Below are 18,977 nucleotides of genomic sequence, written 5' to 3'. Positions count from 1 at the left end.
CATGTTTTCCCCGAAGTTCACAATGAATATCCCGAAGTTTTGTATAAGTTCCCCGAAGTTTACAGCAAAAATCCCGAAGTTCACATATTAGACCCGATAATATTAGCCGGGGCGCAACTTGAGCGCACCGGCTAAATTAAAACATTTCATTCAACTTTACAACCTCACCGGTTACTGCATTCACGCCATAATCGCAGTCCAGTTTACCGCACATAATATACTTGCCGCGCTTGCTGTCATAGACATACACCGGCTCAACCTTCAAATAGCCGAGCAGCTTATTAAACGCATCTTCATGCGCCACAACGGCCTCCTCAGCTTCTCCAAAATGACTGAACGCTTCAAACAGCCTGTCCTGATCAAAATAATTTACCGCGGTCAGTGTATCCCGCTCAATGAGCAGCTTTATTTTTATATCAAGCGCATTTTTCCACTCGTCCTGAGCGGGTTTAATTTCCGCCGCAATATAACCGTCCTTCAGGTAAAGTCCGGTAAGTCTCCGCTTGCCGTTCTCGTTCGGATAAACGAGCCGCATAAAGCGCAAAACCTCATCTTCACTCGCTGTCACTTCATCTTCAGTCAATGAAAGCGTGTCCGGATGCGGTTGATTTGCACGCACCGTTTCAAACGTAACTTCGGGAGAAAAGTCGATTTCCTTTTGTTCAAACCTGCCCTCGAGTGGTGCTTCCCATGCCAACACTTTATCCCTCGCAATAAAAGAACTGCGGCCATCACCAAGCGTCATTGGAATCGTCCGAGCTGCATCATTTGTCAAAAAAACTTCCTCCATGCCGTATATTGGCTTCCACTTTTTCGCTTCCTGATCGGGAAACGTGAGCAGGTGGCACTGCTTCTTTGCAACGGGTTCATATTTATCTGGTGTCAGGGCAAATGGCTCCCATTCAATCTGTGCTTCATTCGGGAATTCACCGTCAATCGAAAATAGTGTCAGCACACCATCATCATTGAATTCAACGTTTATGAAGCCACTTGGCGACACCGGAATATTGTCGACTGCAGCCCGGAACGCCATTTTATAATCTTGTTCCTCGGCAATCAGAAACTGCCGGCCAAACGTCAGACCGGTGATATCTTCAATCCAGTCAATAACATCTTCCTTGGTGGCTGCATTCGGATAAAGCGTATGGTCAGCACTGTTAGCACCGTTCACAAAAACAATCCGTCTTATGGCGCTGGTATGGAAATTAATGTCCACAACAGCGGTACCTGCTGGATTATAGCCATTTTCAGCCTCCTCGCTATCATCGGAAAACCATTCCATACTTACGAGATATATCGTTTCGTTAAAATGGTTTTTTTCCCGAAAAAAATGATGTCGTTCGAGTTTGTGGTTGGTTAAGCCCAACTTTTCTTGAACCGTATCAAAAACATTCTGTAATTCTTCGGACATGTTTGACTCCCCCTTTCAACTTTATATCAACTATAACATTCTCATTCTATTACAAAAAAAGCTGCCCGGGGGACAGCTTTTTGCTAGTTATTAAAATAATTTAATACGCCTTCAGCAATGCCATCAGCCACATTCTGACGGTGTTCAGATGTCTGAATTACTGAAAGGTCATAGGGGTTGGTGATAAACCCAAGTTCTGCCAGTACCGCCAAATCGCTGTTGTTGCGCAGTACATGATAGCCATTTTGCATAAGGCCGCGGCTGTTAAGCGCCATGTTTCCTTTAAGGCCGGATTGGATGCTTGCGGCCAGCTCGCGATCGTCCCCGTTCGTATGATAATAAGTGCTGAATCCATTCACACCTTCAAGCGGGTACGCATTATAATGCAAGCTAATAAACGCATCTGTCGCGTATGAACGACTGATATCGACCCGTTTCGCAAGTGATACATATTTATCATCAGAACGTGTCATTAAAACAGTTGCCCCTGCGTCGCGCAATTTTTGGGCCACGGTTTCAGCTGTTTTTAGCGTGAAGTTCTTTTCAAGCGTGCCGCCGAGGCCGATTGCTCCAGGGTCGTTCCCTCCGTGCCCGGGGTCAAGAATGATGTTATAACCGTTCAACGTGCCTGATGCTGTGCTGGCGGGTTCAGGCGATTGTGAACTGCTTTCACTCCCGGCTTGTGATGTGGTTGTTACTGCTTCACCGCCCCCGGACTGATAAAGGTAATGCGCAGCCACCCACACAACTTGTCCGTCATAGTACGTTTGGGCCCAGCCGTGTTCTTTCTGGAATACAACGACCTGATCACCGCTGTTCAGCTGACCGACGACTGCTGCGCTGTTAGATGGTGCGGTTCTGACATTCAATCCATCAGTACCCACCTGATATGTATCGCCATCATTTGCCATTACAGTCGGAGTAAAGATGGTAAAAAACAGTATAAATCCAATTGCTGTTATAAACGTGCGCATTGTCCCCATCAAACCTCTCCTTTTTACACTATCATTATAGTTTGCATTCTTTCCCTCAAAATTATTTTTAAACGTCAAATATAAAAAATGATTCAAAAGTTTTAGAAAAAAGAAGGAATTTTTAAAGGTATCTAGAAAAATTAGGTAATCGCTGTAAAATTATAGGCTGTGAAGTGCTTATTTTGCTAAATATCTTAACATATAAACTCAGAGATTAATAGATGCAAGCTAAACAAAGAAGCAATTATTCGAGGTGACAGGCAAAATGGCAACTAAACATGAGAATGCACAAAGACGTGACAGGAACAGAGACCGCGGCTGGATAGCGGATTTGCTTCTGTTCTTCCCGGAATTAATTGTTGGGTTATTTAAATCGCTTATAAGAGGAATATCCGCTCTTTTCAAGTATTGGTCATGAAGGAGCTGGCATAGAATAATATTGAAAGGGAAGGGGGAATTGCTTCAACACATTAGAATATTTATAGCTGCTGCTGCTTCTGTTTCTGGCAAAATATATCCGGTTGGCCGGAGCGGGGAGGAAACCTTATGCGTCTATTAATAAGCCGTTTGTTTCCAAAATGGGATATTGTGCATGCTTCACAGAATATCGAGGATTTTTATAAAGCAAAAACAAGGCTTTATGAAAAGGGGATTGCTTACAAAGTCAGCACACTGACAACTGATAACGGAACAAACCGGAAAAATGGAACTGTTACCACCTACCATATTAAAGTTAAGGAGCAGGACGTGCGACGCAGCTATGATGTTATTCACCAGCGACTTGCCTGACAAATTATGACTAACTCATCCTATATAAAAACAGCCTTAACTTTTAACAGCTATACAAGGCATAGAGAAAGGAAGTGATTGGCTGTTAATCGCAGAAAAGCTATCACAGCACTAATTGGATTCGTTTTATTAACGATTGTTGTTACGTTAGTGGTAGATACAAGCGAGACCGCTTCAAAGAATAGAGATATCATCACACACGATTATACATTTACCGGTGAGAGTGAGCATTGGTCGGCTGTTCTGGAAGTTGAAGGCGAGGAAGTCTTTTATGAGGAAGAAGAAGTTTTAAAACATGAGGAGAAGGCAGATTCTAAATTTATGCTGGGTTATAAAGGGCCGCTGGAGGAATTCGCATCCACAAGCGAATTACGCTATGCGTATAAAACCCCAACCAGCGCATCTGAAACGAGCAGACAATATGATGTACCGCCTAAAGAAAAAACCTTTACCACCAGAAGCAACAGCCTTGTGGACGAAGATGCTGTCATTGAGGTCACTGTAGAATGGGATGACATGACAGAAAAATTCACACTGTCATCTGAAAATAATGCCAAATGATGTTTTTATTAAGCCGTAACGGGGCACTGTAATAATGTCATTGCTTGTAGGCGTCAATCGTATCATTTATACTGACTAGTGAGCTAAAACCAATCTACTCTTCAACACAAAAGGCGGTGTCATAATGCAAAAAGCGCTGGTTACCTTCGTGGTATTGGCGATTGCCATGGTGATTTTCTTTGTCGTTATCGAATACACGGGAGCTGATCCGGACGATGCGGCAATCGGAACTGAACAGAAGGTTGAAACTTCAGAAAAAACGGCTGTTTCATTTCACCCTGATGGTGAAGTGGAACAGCTTTCTGCTTCCGACACACGCCGTATTAATGAACAAAAAGGACTGGAAGCTGCCTATCAGGAAGAATATAACAAAGGTTCTCATTCATTGGATAATCCGTTTGTGAAACTGGATCCCTATGGCACAGCGCCGCTGACAGCACTTGTTATGTTCGAAACGGACGCGCCTGCAAGGACCACCGTTACAGTTGAAGGAAAAGACAAGCAGGCTGATATTCAGCGTACATATGATAACGATCAGACAACACATACCATTCCCGTGCTGGGACTCTATCCAGGCTATGAAAATACAGTCACCATTGAAACGACTACAGAATCCGGTGAGACATCCAAACACACATTTACGATTGAAACTGAACCGCTTCCGGATGATTTTTTAACGAATGAAACACCTGTATCCCATCCTGAAAATATGGAAGAAGGTCTGACTTTCGTGATACCAAGCACCCGTTACGCGTACGGTGTCGACCATAATGCCGACGTCCGCTGGTATTCGACACTTTGGAATTCACACGTCTTCAAACGGCTTGATAATGGTCATATCCTTTATGCGACTAAAGAAAAAGGTCAGGACCAATACAATGAAATGCTTGAAATGGATATGCTTGGTAAAGTCTACGAATCTTATTTAATTCAGCTGGAAGATTATCCGGATACTAATGTCGTACACCATGGCATGATTGAGTTGCCGAACGGGAATTTCCTTGCCACCGTGCACGACACGAGTTCGCCTTATATTGAAGATGAGATGATTGAGATCGACCGGGAGACAGGTGAAACGGTGCGGGATTTTAGTTTCCGTGACTTGTTCCCTGAAGACTTTTACGAGGATTACGGCAATGTATTTTCCGATGATGGTGACTGGTTCCATCAAAATGCTGTCTGGTATGTGGAAAAGGATGACTCCATTCTCGTTTCCAGCCGGCATCAGGATTTAATTATGAAACTCTCATATCCAGAAGGGGAGATCAACTGGATACTGGCCGACCATGAAAAATGGCCTGATGCGTATGATGAGTATTTGCTAGAGCCCAAGAGTGAGGATTTTAAATTTCCGGCAGGACCGCATGCCCCAATGACAATGCCTGATTTTGACAATAACCAGGCAACCAATGATTATTTGCTGTTTGATAACAATGTTGTCATCACGCGCGGCAAAGACCCGCTCAGCGGTGATTTCAGCCAAGCCGTACAGTATCGGATAAACCCTGACGAAATGACGGTTGAGCAGATTTGGCAATTTGGCAAGCAGCGCGGTGAAGATTTTTATTCACGAATTGTTGGGGATGCCGACTATCTTAATCGGACAGGCAATCGTTTGGTAACGTCAGGCTACATTGACGCTGATGAAGGCATGAACAGCCGGATTGTTGAAGTAACTAATAGTCAGCCAGCAGACGTTGTGTTTGAACTGGTCGTCTCAGGTTTTGAAAAAGAAAGCCACAGGCAAGCATACCGCGCCGAACGCATGCCGCTTTATCCTGAACAGGACTGGAATGTGGGAATAACCAATTGATAAAAAAGTGGAACGGCTATGAGAGCCGCTCCACTTTTTTTTAAGCCCTGATCCACTTCCAAATCTCGCCAGGAGTGGCGTTTTTGCCATACATCAGAATGCCGGTCTTGAATATCTTTCCGGCAAGTTTCATGAATACCCAGATACTTACCGCCAAAATGGCAAGTGCGATAAGAATTTCCATCCATGGCCACGATTCCATCACTACAAGCCGCATTAACAACACACCAGGCGTCGTGAACGGGATGTAGGTGCCAATTTGTGCCACTAATCCGCTTGGATCACTGAGGACCGGACCGATAAAAATAAACGGAATGAATGGCAACATCATCACCATGCCCTGAAAGTTGCCCGCTGATGACATATCTGCCATGGTTGCCCCAACACCGACAAACAATGCGGCGAACAAGAAGTAACCAAGTATAGCTATCGCCACCATCAAAATTAACTCGGGGACGAGCAGGTACTCCAGAATAGCGACATCATCCAGCTGCCATAGACTGATTGGAATCGCAAACACGAGAAACACAGCGGCCTGGATCATGCCGAGAACAAAATAACCAAAGATCTTCCCCTGCATTAATTCCCCGGGGGTAACGGAGGATAAAATAATTTCAGCAATCTTGTCTTTCTTCTCGCTCGATGCGCTTTGAAAAATATACATCCCTGAGACGACAATTGAAAACAAAATAATGCCGGCGAAAGCACCTGGTATCACACGTTCAAATGGATCTTCCCCGAGAAATCCGCTGCTTTCTGTTTGTGTCCCTTCCCCTTCTGCGGTCAGTTGTTCCGACGTTGTCTCCTCGAATTGAATTGTCATCGAAACAGCTGCCAACTCTTCATCCGATAATCCGAGCTGCTGCATCTGCAATGTTTTTACCGGATTGGATAGAATCTGGACCTGATTCATAAAACCGGGACCGATTTCCTCGCCCGTATATACCGGCACGATTCCTTCCTCCAGTGCGCGGTCATCGAGAAAAATATAGGCAGCGTTCTCACTCGATGCAAGCTCAGCTTCCACATTTGCTTCATTCATGTCCGTTTTCGCCATGTTCCAGTCCAAGTCACTCGCTCCGACTGTTTCCTCCAAGCCTTCAAACATGCCCAGCTGGTCATTGACATAAACCTGTGTGGTTTCACCGCCATCGTCAGAATCACCGAAAAGGCTGCCGAAAAACATAAATCCTAAAAACAAAACAGGTGTCAAAAACAACCCGATTAAAAATGATTTGTTTTTTAGATTGCGCTTAATTTCCCATTTGCCGACTTTCATTGCGTTACGCATCAAACACACCTTCCTTTTGGGCGATGTTGCCATCCGTTGCAATATCGATAAATATCTCATGCAGTGAAATGCGGTCAATTGACAATTCCTGAACTGACAGGCTGTCCGGCAAATTCTTTAACCATTTGACAGCTTCGACATCTTTAGACAAGTAAAGGACAAACGTATCGTCATCCTGTTGGACCCGCTCAACATTTGGCAATCCTTCCAGCTGATGCATATTGTTTCTGCCATGGATCGTACACTTGAAATTCGCATATTTCTCTTTCACGTCATCCATATCACCATAAATAACGCGTTCGCCATTGTGCATCATGAAAAGCCGGTCACACATTTCCTCTACTAAATTCATTTGGTGCGAGGATAATAGAATCGCAGTGCCGTTTTCTGCGAGACTGCGTATTTCATTTTTAAATAACTCCTGACTAACCGGGTCGAGTCCTGAAAAAGGTTCATCAAGGATTAAGAGCTCGGGTTCGTGAATAATCGAGGAGATAAATTGCACTTTCTGACCCATCCCTTTGGACAGCTCTTCCACGTCACTGTTTTCGTGTCCTTCAAGATCAAATTTTTTCAAATAGCTGCGTGCCCGTTCTTTGGCTTTTTTCAACGGATAATCCTTCAGTTCAGCTAAATAAAGCAGAATGTCCATTACCTTTACGTTTTTATACAGACCGCGTTCTTCCGGCAGGTAGCCGATTTTATGCCGGGGGATTTCCCCATGCCCGCTGAAGGAAATGGTGCCTTCATCGGGATACATAATGCCCATAATGTTTCGGATGGTCGTTGACTTACCTGCACCATTCGGGCCTAAGACCGCCATGATTTCTCCTTTTCGTACGTCGAAGGAAACATCACGGACGGCTTGTTTGTCCTTGAAAGATTTTTTTAAATTACTTACGGAAAGTACTGTTTCCATTGGTTCTCCCCTTTCTATTGTGAGCGGACAAGATCATTCCGGGTTAAGAATTCGCCATCAAACGTAATAGGAATGCCTGTGCCGTCTTTTTCTGCATGAATATGCAAGTGTGGTTCGGATGAATTGCCGGAGTTGCCGACAACACCAATTGGCTCACCTTCTTGAATAACAGTGTTCTCATTGACTTCCACACTCCCCTCTTGCATATGGGCCATATAGATGACAGCTTCTGAGCCGTCACAGACAATGCCGGTGTAGTTTCCGAATGGTTCTTCAGAGTCCATTTCCGGCGGTCGCATGTCCGGCTGGCCGTCACTCGCTTCCACAACCTTACCGGAACAAGGGGCATAAAGCGTATGGCGGTAAATTTCATAATCGTTAAGAATGCTGGAAAAAAGTGTGTTCGCTCTGAAACCATAAGTGTTTAAAGCAACAATGTCAATGGCGTACTGTTGTGGTTCATAACTGTTATGGTAATTGAGCTGGGTAGAGCTTCCGCCATGTCCGACATAATAAGTGCCATTTTGGAGAGGAAAGGACAGATCAATTGCTTCTCCCTCAAGCGAATAGCCACTGAAAATCGTGATATTATACAGCCCGAAAATAATGAGTAGCACACTATAAACGGCGCGTGTAAATTTTTGAGAGCCCTTGAGTGGGGTGCGAAAAGGCAGCGACCGTACTTTTCGCCAGGAAAAATAAACTGACACAATCAAAAGCATCAGCCATATGTATTTAACATAATACCCCGTCCAGTCCCATCGCCCGGAAAGAAACAGCCAGAGAAAAAATATAATTGTGAATGATAGTTGAATAAACCAATCAAGACGATTATCCGATTTTGCGCGCCATAAATCATAGATAAAAACAGCTGGCAGTGCAATTTGAATGATAATTAACTGGATAACAGCAAATCCCACCGGTCCCCCTCCTCAGTCATTTCCTATTTTTACTGCCTTGTTTAATAGTACGCAGAAAGCAATAATAAGTTTCAATAAAGTATATATTACTTTCAATGTCATTAGAAGATGGAAATATTATAGAAAAAGTGTAAAATGGGGAAAGCAGAATTTAATGGTTCAACTGAAAATAATGCCGGCTCTGAATTGGATAAATTGAGTTGGTGTCAAACCTAATAGGAAGGTGAAGACGTTGGGATGGATCATAACAATCCTTACAATTACAGCATTAATAATATCGATTTATTTATTGGATAGGAAGCCAAATGTCAGCCTGGCAATCGCGATCATTACCCCGTTCGCTTTACTGATCGTGCTTGGGGACTTCGGCGGTGAGGTCATATTCACATTCTTTGCAGCAATCTTTGTTGTTATAATGAATATCCTCAGCCGGAGCAAAATTGAAGAATGACAGCAACTAAGTATGGCGGAACTTGAGCAGTCACATTTCCGCCATAAATTTATGGCATATTTGTGAAATAGTGAACATTTATATTCTTTTAATGCTTGTTGCATGTTATGATGAAATCGTAATAAAGATATATCTTTAATATTAATTGTGAAATACTGAACATAATATAAAATAAGTAAAGGAGAGGGATTCACATGTTCCTGGATTTTCTTCGCAATAATAAAATTGTTGCTGGTGTTTTGGCCTTTTTAAGAGTTTATATTGGTTACCAATGGATGACTTCGGGATTTGGAAAAATAGCCGGTGGTGAGTTTGAGGCCGGGGGATTTATACAGGGCGCCATAGCGAGTGCTGGAGGTGAACATCCGGCTGTACAAGGCTGGTGGGCCGCGTTTCTTGAAACATTTGCACTGCCGAATGCAGAGCTGTTCAGTTTTCTCGTCATGTGGGGCGAATTTCTCGTAGGTGCAGCACTTATCCTTGGCATATTTACAAACTTCGCAGCTCTGATGGGTATCACAATGAACTTTGCATTCTTGTTCAGCGGCACTGTCAGCACAAACGCACAAATGGTGCTAATTACAGTATTCCTTTTGACAGCTGGTTACAACGCAGGCCGTTATGGTCTCGACCGCTGGGTAATTCCATTTTTGAGAAACCACAATCCGCGTCAGAAGCGCAGAGAACGTGAAGCTGCTGCTGCATAGTCTATAAAAAAGCTGATCTTCCAATTGGAAGGTCAGCTTTTTTCGTTTGAGGGCCATTAACCTGCAACATAACTGGCAAGAACACTCTGCACCTTATAAATATTCAACTGTTTATTAAATGTTTTCTGGATAGGTGTTGCACTTCCGGAAATCCAGATTAACAGTTCAGCTTCAAGGTCGAACGTGCCGGCGGTTTCAACAGAAAAATGTGTAATGCTCTTATAAGGAATGGAATGATATTCAATTTTTTTGCCGGTAACACCCTGCTTATCCACCAGAATAAGCCGTTTGTTGGTAAATACCATCAGGTCTCTTATCAACCTATAAGCATGCTCCACATTCTCGCCCGATGATAATAGCTCCTCAAGCTCGTTCTCCGCATCATTTACATCGATTTCGGATGCATTGCCCATCATGCCATCGAAAATACCCATGGTATCACTCCTATTAATTGGTGTTTTTATTGTAACAAACCGCCCTGTCCATGTATAAACTTTATAGGTTTGTACAGACTAATTTTGACAGAATTATCCATCAATGAATGGAAAGGAGCACGATACATATGAAAAAATGGATGCTTGTTTTTGGACTGGCGTTTTCGCTGTTAATTGCGGGCTGTGGTAATACGGAAGACGAACAGGAAGAAGCTGAAATGCACAGAACTGACCTTGGCGTCAAAACAATCAGTAGTTTGCGTGAAGAGTCCCATAAATTGGACGTCACACTCTACGATCGTGATAAAGAAGAAGTCGGCACGGCGGTTATCAGACCTGTTTATACCGGCGTGAAGGTTACACTGGAGGCTTCCGGTTTACCGAGCGGCACCCACGGTTTCCACATTCATGAAAACGGTGTTTGTGAGGCGCCGGATTTCGAATCAGCCGGCGGTCATTTCAACCCGACAGACGCCAAGCATGGGTTCGATCATCCGGAAGGTCCGCATGCCGGTGATTTGCCGAATATAGAAGTGGACGAAGACGGAAATGTGTTTCATGACGCCCAAGCTGAGATGGTTACGTTGGAAAAAGGCGAGGAAAATTCATTGCTGAAGGAAGGCGGCACAGCCCTTGTGATTCATTCAGGAGCGGATGATTATGAGTCACAGCCTTCCGGGGACGCCGGTGAACGTATTGCGTGCGGCGTTATAAGTGAGTGAATCAGGATAAAGAACAAGATTGTTAAACTGTGAGGGAAGAAACGAGACGCCCGGGTGCCCCGCGAAGATAGGTTGATCTCCCTGGAATTCGCGTGGTCTCCCGTGTAGTTCGATTGGTCTCCCTGGAATTCGCGTAGTCCCCCGTGTAGTTCGATTGGTCTCTCTTGGAATTCGCGTGGTCTCCACGTAGTTCGGTTAGTCCTCTCTGGATTTCGCGTGGACCCCCGCGAAATTCGGTTAGTCCCTCCCAAGTCCCTCCAGAATTCGTGTGCTCCACTCAAATAAACAACGGCGTCAACACAAAAAAGTTGCGCCCTTGCCTCTGACCAAATAAAATATTTTATTCTTTTGCTTAATGCCCCCACTCCTCTTTTCGCTTCGATTATACAAGTGAAAGGAGGTGCTCAATATGGCCGTAGCCGAAAAAGTTAATTCGCGCTTGACATTGGTATTGGATGACGGCAATGACTTGATGACCGGCAAAGCAGTATACAAATCGAAAAGCTTCAATAATGTGAAACCGGAGGCGACCTCAGATCAGTTATACGCTATTGCAACAGCTGTTTCCGGGTTGCAGGAACGACCGCTTTACAATGTTGAACGCCAGGATGACTATGAGATTACACAAGAATAAGGTTTAACGACCTATTACGAGAGGAGGGATCAAGTTGAAAAAACTTGAGTTGAAATTTCTTAATGAAGACGAAAGGATAGTCACCTATTCATTGGAAAAGCCGATTGAGCCGGTTGACCCAGTCGCAGTCGGCGTTGCAATGGATGAAATCATTACGCAAAACGCATTCACATCGTCAGGCGGCGATCTCGTTTCCAAGAAAAGCGCCCGTATCGTAGACCGGACTGTTGAAAAAATAACACTGCCTGAAAGCTAAACGTTAAGACCAGTGGCCTCACCGCCCTGGTCTTTTTAAACTAACTCTCATTTGAAGGAGGTCCTGTCAATGGAAACTTGGGTATCATTCGTGACAGAAGTTGGTTTCCCCATCATGGTGACCTTTTATTTGCTCCACCGGATTGAAGGCAAACTAAACGACTTGATCGAATCGATCCATGCACTTCCGGGTAAAATGAAATAGCACGTTACAAAAACTTCGGCATATACCGAAGTTTTTCACATTTTACCTTAATTTTTGTATCGGCCGTTTAATATTTATATAAATCTCCCATCCTATTAATAGCCGACAGTTTAAAAATAATCGTCTCCATTGTACAATAATAGGATAAGAGTACGCAGAAAGTAGGGTAGTGTCATTTTGAAAACGATTCAGGATATTGATATACAGCATATGTTTCCGGATGCCGTGTATAAACGCGGCTTACAATATTATAATCGTAGCCTTGTTAACAACTTGATTTACGACCGTAATTATAATATATGGTCTGCTGTCGTAAAGGGGACGGAAGACTATTTTGTCGAGATCAATATGGCCGACGAAACAGAAGGTTCAATTGAGGTGTCGTGTGACTGTCCGGCATTTGACACGTTCGGCCCCTGCAAGCATATTGCAGCAGTCATGCTCGAACTGAAGAACAACAGCAGCAATAACCCTGCCACGCTTTCCAGGGATTATAACGTGACCGACTGGCTGATGAACTCAATCGCTTCTTTGGCTGAATATGAGCCTGCCGATGAAATCACATTTCAAAAAATCCCGCTTCAAATCAATTATTCCTGCAGATGGGAATATGAGAAAAATTTGCTGCTGGAATTGAAAGTCGGTGAAAGCCGTCCACTTATTGTGAAAAACGTAAAAGACTTTTTGGAAGATGTATTTACCGGCAATGAACATTATTTCACAAAAACCTTCACCTATAACCCGGACATCCATTATTTCAAGGAGCAGGATTTGGAAATACTGGAGAAACTTCATGCCATATTAAACAATGAAAAGGTTTATTTTGACCGGGCAATCTACAGATTCACTGACGCTCCCGACAGGTCAGTTATCATTCCGCCATTAACCGCTAAAGAACTGCTTGAAAAGCTTTCCGAACGTGATTTCACTGTTAAAGCAGCTGATGGAAACTATCAGGACATAACGGTGACAGAAGGTGAGCTGCCATTTCACTTCAGTCTGACAGAAACAGATGCAGGAGAGCTGGCGCTAAGGATGGTTGATGCCCAATCCATTACGTATTTTAAGCAATATGGATTGCTTTTTTCTGACGGAAGTTTTTATTTTCCTGAAGATGAGCAGCTCCCGATCATCGAGCACATTACGATGGCCGCATCCGCCAGCAGGCAGTTGCCCGTTCCAAATGAAAAAAAGGATGACTTTATCTCCCAGGTAGTCCCTTCACTGGAAAAAATAGGCAACGTAGACATTTCAGAACGTATAGCTAATGATATTATTCAGCTGCCGCTCACAGCCAAACTTTATCTTGAGCTGCAGGATAACCAGATCGCCGGCAAGCTGAGTTATCATTACGGGAATTATGAGATTGACCCGTTTAACGGCCGTGAGCAGGATGGTGACGGTATACTTATTCGCGATGTTAAAAAAGAACAGCAAATCATGAATCTGATCGAGCATGCGAATTTTCATTATAACGGCAGAGAGCTGTATATTGAAATCGATGAGGAGACACTGTATGAGTTCTTATTTAAAGTGATGCCGGTTCTCGATAAGTATCTGGAATTGTATATGACTGATGAGATACGACAATTTTTCATCGATCAGCAGCCATCCCCAAGCACGAGCGTTCAGCTGGAATCGTCGTCCAATCTCCTCGATATCGGTTTTAACATTGATGGTGTCAACGATGAAGAAATTAATCAGGTGTTGAGCGCAGTGATGGAAAAGAAGCGGTATTATCGATTGAATGATGGCGCGTTCTTGTCACTGGAAAGTGAAGCATTTGAGTCGATGCAACAGCTTTTCGATGATTTGGACATTAATCAGGGAGATCTTGAGAATGGGAATGTGCAAATGCCGGTTTACCGCGGGACGCAGGTTGATGAATTAATCGATATGCCCAAACAGTATGACCCGGCATTCCGACAGCTTCTAAGCCAACTGCAGTCACCTGAAGAGCAAGTCTATCCATTGCCTGATAACTTAAACGCCGACCTGCGAAACTATCAGCTGACAGGTTACCAATGGTTTAAGTCGCTGAGTCATTATCATCTCGGCGGTATTTTGGCGGATGATATGGGGCTTGGCAAGACATTGCAGAGTATTGCCTACATTCTTTCCGAGCCCAGTGACACGCCGCATCTCATTATTGCCCCATCTTCTGTGTTATACAATTGGAAAAATGAGTTTGCGAAATTTGCGCCGGATCTGCGGGTGACCATCATGGCGGGGACGCCTGCCGAACGAGCTGATATGATTGAAGAAAATAGCGATAAGGATGTCTGGATTACATCTTACGCAACATTGCGGCAGGATATTGAGCATTATCAGGATAAATCATTTCAAACGCTGATTCTTGATGAAGCCCAATACATTAAAAACTACGCGACCAAAACATCACGCGCCATCCGCCAATTGAAAGCTGGAAGACGCTTTGCGCTTAGCGGCACACCTATTGAAAATTCCATAAATGAGCTTTGGGCGATTTTCCAGGTGGTACTGCCCGGTTTGATGCCGAGTCAGCGCAAATTCAAACAATTGGAAAATGAAAAAATTGCCTCACTGACACGACCGTTTATTTTGCGGCGGGTAAAACAGGACGTGCTGAAAGAACTTCCGGAAAAGATCGAAACAGTACATGTTTCAGAGCTGACAAAGGACCAGAAAGACCTGTATATCGGCTACTGGCGTCAACTGCAGCAGGAAGCGGCCCAATCGATGAAAGAAAGAGGTTTTCAGCAGAACCGGATGAAAATACTGGCCGGGCTTACACGTCTGCGGCAAATCTGTTGTCACCCTTCAGTCTTTCTGGAAAATTATGAAGGTGAATCCGGTAAATTAAATCAATTGATGGATACTGTGAAAAATGCCGCGGCAAACGGCAAACGGATGCTGATTTTCTCCCAGTTTACGAGCATGCATGAAATTATTATCGGCAAACTGGATGAGTTAGGGATTGACTATTTCTATTTGCACGGGCAGACCGGTTCAGAAGAGCGGGTCAAAATGAGCGAACGGTTTAATAATGGCGAGAAAAGCGTTTTTCTTGTGTCGTTGAAAGCAGGCGGGACCGGATTAAATCTGACCGGGGCGGACACAGTCATTCTGTATGATTTATGGTGGAACCCTGCCGTTGAGGATCAGGCTACAGGGCGCGCTCACCGGTTTGGTCAGAAAAATGTTGTTCAGGTGATCCGGCTTATCACTGAAGGCACGATTGAAGAGAAAATATATGAGCTTCAGCAGAAAAAGCGGGAACTGATCGATGAAGTTATTCAGCCGGGAGAGGCTATGCTGTCAAGTCTCAGTGAAGAAGATGTGCGTGAATTATTAAACCTTTAATAGTTTACAGAAATATTAAAAAGTTTTACAATGGGATTAACGGCACACCAAAAGGGTGGTGAAGATGACCAAACTCGTCGAAGGACCTGTCAAATTCATACTATCCAATATCGCCGTTATCCTGGCAATCATGCTGCTGCCAATTTTCTTAGTTACCAATTCAGTATCGTTTTTCGACAGTATTATTAACTATCTATTTAACAACTGAACAAGACACGGAAAAGACCGGAGGCTGGACACCGGTCTTTTTGCTATTGATTCAGTTTAAACAATTTGCGCGGGCGTCCTTTGACGTAAGGCTTTTCTTCGCCGCTTGCTTTAATGACGTTGCCGGCAATGAGTTTTTTAATTGTACGCTCAGCACTGCGCTTAGTGACACCATAATGATTTGCAATATCATTGGACGAAAAAGGCTCATTGTTGCGCACTTCGATAAAATCGATGAAATTATAGGACAGCTCGTTGTTTAATTTCGCTTCATGAATAAGTGAACGATAGAGCTTAGATGGGTTGAAGTCTTTCCTTATGCCGAGCGGTCCGATTAGGTCACGCCGTTCATTGACAATGTAGCATGTGCCGTTGTCTTTTTCGGTGCTTGTATCGAGCGCAAGCCGGGCATTAAGCTCTGACTGTTCGGCTGACAGTCCGAGGCCAAAGCCGATATCAGCCGGGACCGAAAGTTCTTCATTCATCCTTTTTAATAATGGAAAGTCACGATAATGGCTGGTGATATGATCCAGCATTGTCCTTGTTCCGAATAAAACAAACTGGTTCTCGCTGTTTAAAAAGACAGAGGCTTGCGTTTTTTTCGCATAATCCCGTAAAATCTGCTGCAGCTTTTGCTGTAATTCGTGTATATAGGTTTCGCCATAAACTGAGCGAAGTCGATGAATGTTTTTTATGCTGGCATAGCCTGTTACAATCTGTGCACTTGTTGAATGGTTAATCGTGGCAATTGACTTAGCTTTTTCAATTGCTTTAAGCAGGTTCCGTTTAGGGATTTTCATGCATGCAACCGGAATATTTCGGTTATTGAGAATGTCCGCAACTTCCTCGAGCGTCGTCAAAACCAAACGGATGTCTCCCGCTTCGTAGAGTTTCTGGTGATGATCGGCTATATGCTCGGTTCCTTCAGCTTTAAACTCTCCATAGCTGTACGTATAAATATGATTGTACTGCGTGCTGATTTCATGCAGAACTTCACTGACTTGCCTGCTGTCCGGCACGTCAAGCGAAAGCCGGTCAATCTCCTGTCCCTTTTTGCTGACATGATAAAGCGATGTGAGAATCATGTATTCATCAATAGGCACCTGTACGGCAGGGAGCCGCTTTTTTTCCAAAAGATCTTTAGCATGTAAATATGGCAATGCGCCCGCAAATAAATAAATATCACACATCACAGCTTTTTCGACTTGATTCGCAGTTTCTTCTGCGGTCGAACAGGCAAACAGAAATATTTCCGTTTCCGGGATTTCTCCGTCTAATGCACCGATTTGGTGGATTGTATCTTCTCTGCCGAACACAGCAATTTTAACGTTCACATTCATTCCTCCTTCACCCAAATGTCTTTCCAAGTCGAGCCCCTTTTTGACAGATGACAAAAATCGTTAAAGTTATAATACGGAATTTTCTAAATATTGTCAAGAAGTAATTTGCATAATCATTCAGTATAGTAAATTATTATACTCTGGTATATTTCTCATAAGATAACAGACTATCAAGCTGTAAGAACTTGACAACCAACATGAAAACGGTTTAAATTTAAATAAGTGTTATATTCAAAAAAATAAAGGGGGAAGTGTCATGAGAAGTCTAAAACTCGCAGGCTTGTTACTTATCGTCATGCTGTTTGCTCTTGCAGGCTGTGGCAGTGCACAGAATGAAGGCGGTGGTAGTGATGACAGCGGAAACAGTGATAATGGCGGCGGAGATGACGCCTCATCGTCTGAAGAAGTTCGTGTGACGCTTGGAACGGGAGGAACAAGCGGAACGTATTACCCGCTGGGTGTCGCGATGACCGAGCAGATTTTCTCAAATGCAGAAGGGGTTTCACAATCAAGGGCTGTTTCGACCGGAGCATCAGTAACCAATGCGCAGGAGCTGGCTGAAGGTAAATATGATGCTGTTTTAATACAAAACGATATTGCATACTACGCAGTGAACGGTGAGACGCTCGAAGATTTTGAAGGCAATACGGTCGATAATATGGCAGGCATGACTTCGCTTTATCCTGAAGATATTCAAGTTGTCACAACGGCTGACAGCGAGATTGGATCACTTGAAGATTTGGAAGGCAAAACTGTTGCTGTCGGGGACCAGGGCAGCGGTACCGAGGCAAATGCCAATCAAGTACTGGGAGCAGCGGGGCTTACGTATGATGATCTGACAGCTGAGTATATGGGCTTTGGCGATGCATCACAGGGCTTGCAAAATGGTACGCTTGATGCAGCGTTTATCGTTGGTGGTGCGCCAACAAGCGCTATTCAGGAATTGGGAGCAAGTAAAGATGTTAAAGTCCTTTCACTCTCTGATGAGGTCATAAGCAATCTGACTTCGGAATACTCGTACTACACAGAAAAGACAATTTCTGCTGACACATATGCCGATTACGGCCAGGAAGAAGAGATTAACACAGTGGCCGTTATGGCAATCCTTGTCGTGGACTCCGAACTTCCGGAAGACACGGTTTATAATATGACAAAATCCATGTTCGAAAATAAAGACGCGCTGGAGGCCGCACATGATCGTGGGTCAGATATAACGTTGGAAGGTGCGACAGATGGCATGTCCATTGATCTTCATCCTGGTGCAGCCAAATATTATGAAGAAGAAGGTATCTCGGTCGAGTAATGACGGCTTCTTCAGGGAAACGGCAAAGCCTGTATAAACGCAGGCTTGCCGTGTTACTTATCAGTTTCATTATTTTTGCCGGCATTTATTTGTTTACGAACGATGTGTATGTCATGTACGCAATGGCAGATAATGGCGATGTATTAATCGCTGAGCGGATAAATGCCGATACAACTTTTTCTTCACGCTATCTTCATTCAGTGGCCAAGTGTCCGATTATTGAAAAATATGAAGTGAACAAAGCGTATGAGATGGTGTTGATGGAGAGCTGGAATTGCAGCTTTGGGGCAGGCATTGAAACAAATCCTCCTCCGGGGGCGACTGATCGCATGGAGGACGGCTATTACGTAATCGATGATATTGAGAAGACATTCCAGGAGATACTGTTTCACCCTGTAAGTATTGCCGAACAAAAATTGACAATTGATGGCCGTACATGGAATATCTCACAAAAACCATTTGAAGGAAGGACATTTTCGCTAGTGATTGAACAAGAAAATTGGTTTTCTTTTTTATCCCGCATGTAACTGGCAGTAACCTTTCAAAGAACGGAAAGGCACTGCCAGTAAATGTCCGATTCATTTTATAGGAAAACTATCATGATAATATCCTGTTGACGCGGTCGGCAAAGGATATTCAGGAACAATTGGCCGGTGGGCTTGGGCGGTCTGCTGTCTGTTGGGTGCCTGAACAACAGAA

21 protein-coding genes are annotated in these 18,977 nt (G+C 43.9%); 14 read left to right on the top strand and 7 right to left on the bottom strand.

The genetic code is table 11. The features are described 5' to 3' along the window. Positions 1-136: 136 nt before the first annotated feature. On the bottom strand, positions 137-1,411 hold the full coding sequence (locus BMZ22_RS04630; protein WP_090082221.1) for a hypothetical protein: 1,275 nt from the start codon (positions 1,409-1,411) through the stop codon (positions 137-139). A gap of 83 nt (positions 1,412-1,494) precedes the next feature. Next, complete coding sequence (locus BMZ22_RS04625) at positions 1,495-2,394, bottom strand: N-acetylmuramoyl-L-alanine amidase family protein (RefSeq protein WP_090082218.1); 900 nt, start codon at positions 2,392-2,394, stop codon at positions 1,495-1,497. A gap of 256 nt (positions 2,395-2,650) precedes the next feature. Between BMZ22_RS04625 and BMZ22_RS16880 the strand changes: the two genes are divergently transcribed. The 4 genes from BMZ22_RS16880 (at position 2,651) to BMZ22_RS04610 (ending at position 5,548) form a co-directional block, all read left to right on the top strand. Next, positions 2,651-2,803 carry a hypothetical protein gene (locus tag BMZ22_RS16880; protein WP_177183348.1) on the top strand — a complete coding sequence of 51 codons (153 nt, stop codon included), beginning with the start codon at positions 2,651-2,653 and terminating at the stop codon, positions 2,801-2,803. 128 nt (positions 2,804-2,931) lie between these two features. Continuing rightward, on the top strand, positions 2,932-3,174 hold the full coding sequence (locus BMZ22_RS04620; RefSeq protein WP_090082216.1) for a hypothetical protein: 243 nt from the start codon (positions 2,932-2,934) through the stop codon (positions 3,172-3,174). A 78-nt stretch (positions 3,175-3,252) separates the two neighbouring features. Beyond that, positions 3,253-3,735, top strand: a complete 483-nt coding sequence (locus BMZ22_RS04615) for a hypothetical protein (protein WP_090082212.1) — start codon at positions 3,253-3,255, stop codon at positions 3,733-3,735. Positions 3,736-3,859: 124 nt separating this feature from the next. Continuing rightward, on the top strand, positions 3,860-5,548 hold the full coding sequence (locus tag BMZ22_RS04610; protein WP_090082209.1) for an aryl-sulfate sulfotransferase: 1,689 nt from the start codon (positions 3,860-3,862) through the stop codon (positions 5,546-5,548). Positions 5,549-5,588: 40 nt separating this feature from the next. Here BMZ22_RS04610 and BMZ22_RS04605 read toward each other — a convergent pair whose 3' ends face one another. From BMZ22_RS04605 to BMZ22_RS04595, 3 genes are read right to left on the bottom strand one after another with little or no spacing between them, the layout of a single operon-like run. Continuing rightward, positions 5,589-6,839: an ABC transporter permease gene (locus tag BMZ22_RS04605; RefSeq protein WP_090082206.1), complete on the bottom strand. Its 1,251-nt coding sequence runs from the start codon at positions 6,837-6,839 to the stop codon at positions 5,589-5,591. Next, entirely contained in the window at positions 6,832-7,758 is a 927-nt protein-coding gene (locus tag BMZ22_RS04600) for an ABC transporter ATP-binding protein (protein ID WP_090082202.1), read from the bottom strand. Before BMZ22_RS04600 ends, BMZ22_RS04605 begins: the two co-directional genes overlap by 8 nt. A gap of 14 nt (positions 7,759-7,772) precedes the next feature. Then, positions 7,773-8,678, bottom strand: coding sequence for a M23 family metallopeptidase (locus tag BMZ22_RS04595; RefSeq protein WP_090082200.1), 906 nt, complete (start codon positions 8,676-8,678; stop codon positions 7,773-7,775). A gap of 232 nt (positions 8,679-8,910) precedes the next feature. On the opposite strand from BMZ22_RS04595, the gene BMZ22_RS04590 reads away from it, so the two are divergent. Both BMZ22_RS04590 and BMZ22_RS04585 read left to right on the top strand, forming a co-directional pair. Continuing rightward, complete coding sequence (locus BMZ22_RS04590; protein WP_090082198.1) at positions 8,911-9,129, top strand: hypothetical protein; 219 nt, start codon at positions 8,911-8,913, stop codon at positions 9,127-9,129. 194 nt (positions 9,130-9,323) lie between these two features. Further along, the gene (locus tag BMZ22_RS04585) at positions 9,324-9,836 is read left to right on the top strand and encodes a DoxX family protein (RefSeq protein ID WP_090082196.1); all 513 of its coding nucleotides are present in this window, start codon (positions 9,324-9,326) and stop codon (positions 9,834-9,836) included. 56 nt (positions 9,837-9,892) lie between these two features. On the opposite strand, the gene BMZ22_RS04580 is transcribed toward BMZ22_RS04585, so the two are convergent. Continuing rightward, positions 9,893-10,270, bottom strand: a complete 378-nt coding sequence (locus tag BMZ22_RS04580; protein WP_090082194.1) for a PH domain-containing protein — start codon at positions 10,268-10,270, stop codon at positions 9,893-9,895. Positions 10,271-10,398: 128 nt separating this feature from the next. Between BMZ22_RS04580 and BMZ22_RS04575 the strand changes: the two genes are divergently transcribed. From BMZ22_RS04575 to BMZ22_RS16875, 6 genes are all read left to right on the top strand, one after another. After that, on the top strand, positions 10,399-10,992 hold the full coding sequence (locus tag BMZ22_RS04575) for a superoxide dismutase family protein (protein ID WP_090082192.1): 594 nt from the start codon (positions 10,399-10,401) through the stop codon (positions 10,990-10,992). Between the two features lie 409 nt (positions 10,993-11,401). Continuing rightward, on the top strand, positions 11,402-11,626 hold the full coding sequence (locus BMZ22_RS04570; RefSeq protein ID WP_090082190.1) for a DUF1659 domain-containing protein: 225 nt from the start codon (positions 11,402-11,404) through the stop codon (positions 11,624-11,626). Positions 11,627-11,660: 34 nt separating this feature from the next. After that, positions 11,661-11,882 carry a DUF2922 domain-containing protein gene (locus tag BMZ22_RS04565; protein ID WP_090082188.1) on the top strand — a complete coding sequence of 74 codons (222 nt, stop codon included), beginning with the start codon at positions 11,661-11,663 and terminating at the stop codon, positions 11,880-11,882. 69 nt (positions 11,883-11,951) lie between these two features. Then, complete coding sequence (locus tag BMZ22_RS04560) at positions 11,952-12,086, top strand: YvrJ family protein (RefSeq protein WP_090082187.1); 135 nt, start codon at positions 11,952-11,954, stop codon at positions 12,084-12,086. 177 nt (positions 12,087-12,263) lie between these two features. Then, positions 12,264-15,428 carry a DEAD/DEAH box helicase gene (locus BMZ22_RS04555; RefSeq protein WP_090082185.1) on the top strand — a complete coding sequence of 1,055 codons (3,165 nt, stop codon included), beginning with the start codon at positions 12,264-12,266 and terminating at the stop codon, positions 15,426-15,428. Positions 15,429-15,492: 64 nt separating this feature from the next. Continuing rightward, positions 15,493-15,636 (top strand): hypothetical protein, encoded by a 144-nt coding sequence (locus BMZ22_RS16875; RefSeq protein ID WP_177183347.1) that lies wholly within the window; start codon positions 15,493-15,495, stop codon positions 15,634-15,636. 43 nt (positions 15,637-15,679) lie between these two features. Here the strand turns inward: BMZ22_RS16875 and BMZ22_RS04550 are convergent, their stop codons facing one another. Next, positions 15,680-16,975, bottom strand: coding sequence for a hypothetical protein (locus tag BMZ22_RS04550; RefSeq protein WP_090083120.1), 1,296 nt, complete (start codon positions 16,973-16,975; stop codon positions 15,680-15,682). A gap of 256 nt (positions 16,976-17,231) precedes the next feature. Here BMZ22_RS04550 and BMZ22_RS04545 point away from each other — a divergent pair, with 256 nt between their 5' ends. Next, positions 17,232-18,278, top strand: a complete 1,047-nt coding sequence (locus BMZ22_RS04545) for a TAXI family TRAP transporter solute-binding subunit (protein ID WP_090082183.1) — start codon at positions 17,232-17,234, stop codon at positions 18,276-18,278. Continuing rightward, positions 18,278-18,805 carry a DUF1850 domain-containing protein gene (locus BMZ22_RS04540; protein WP_090082181.1) on the top strand — a complete coding sequence of 176 codons (528 nt, stop codon included), beginning with the start codon at positions 18,278-18,280 and terminating at the stop codon, positions 18,803-18,805. The genes BMZ22_RS04545 and BMZ22_RS04540 overlap by 1 nt, the downstream gene beginning before the upstream one ends. The last annotated feature ends 172 nt before the right edge of the window (positions 18,806-18,977 follow it).

Origin of the sequence: Lentibacillus persicus (assembly GCF_900112705.1) — a bacterium.
GTDB classification, from domain to species: Bacteria; Bacillota; Bacilli; order Bacillales; family Amphibacillaceae; genus Lentibacillus; species Lentibacillus persicus.
This window is presented reverse-complemented; position numbering and strand designations above follow the sequence as displayed.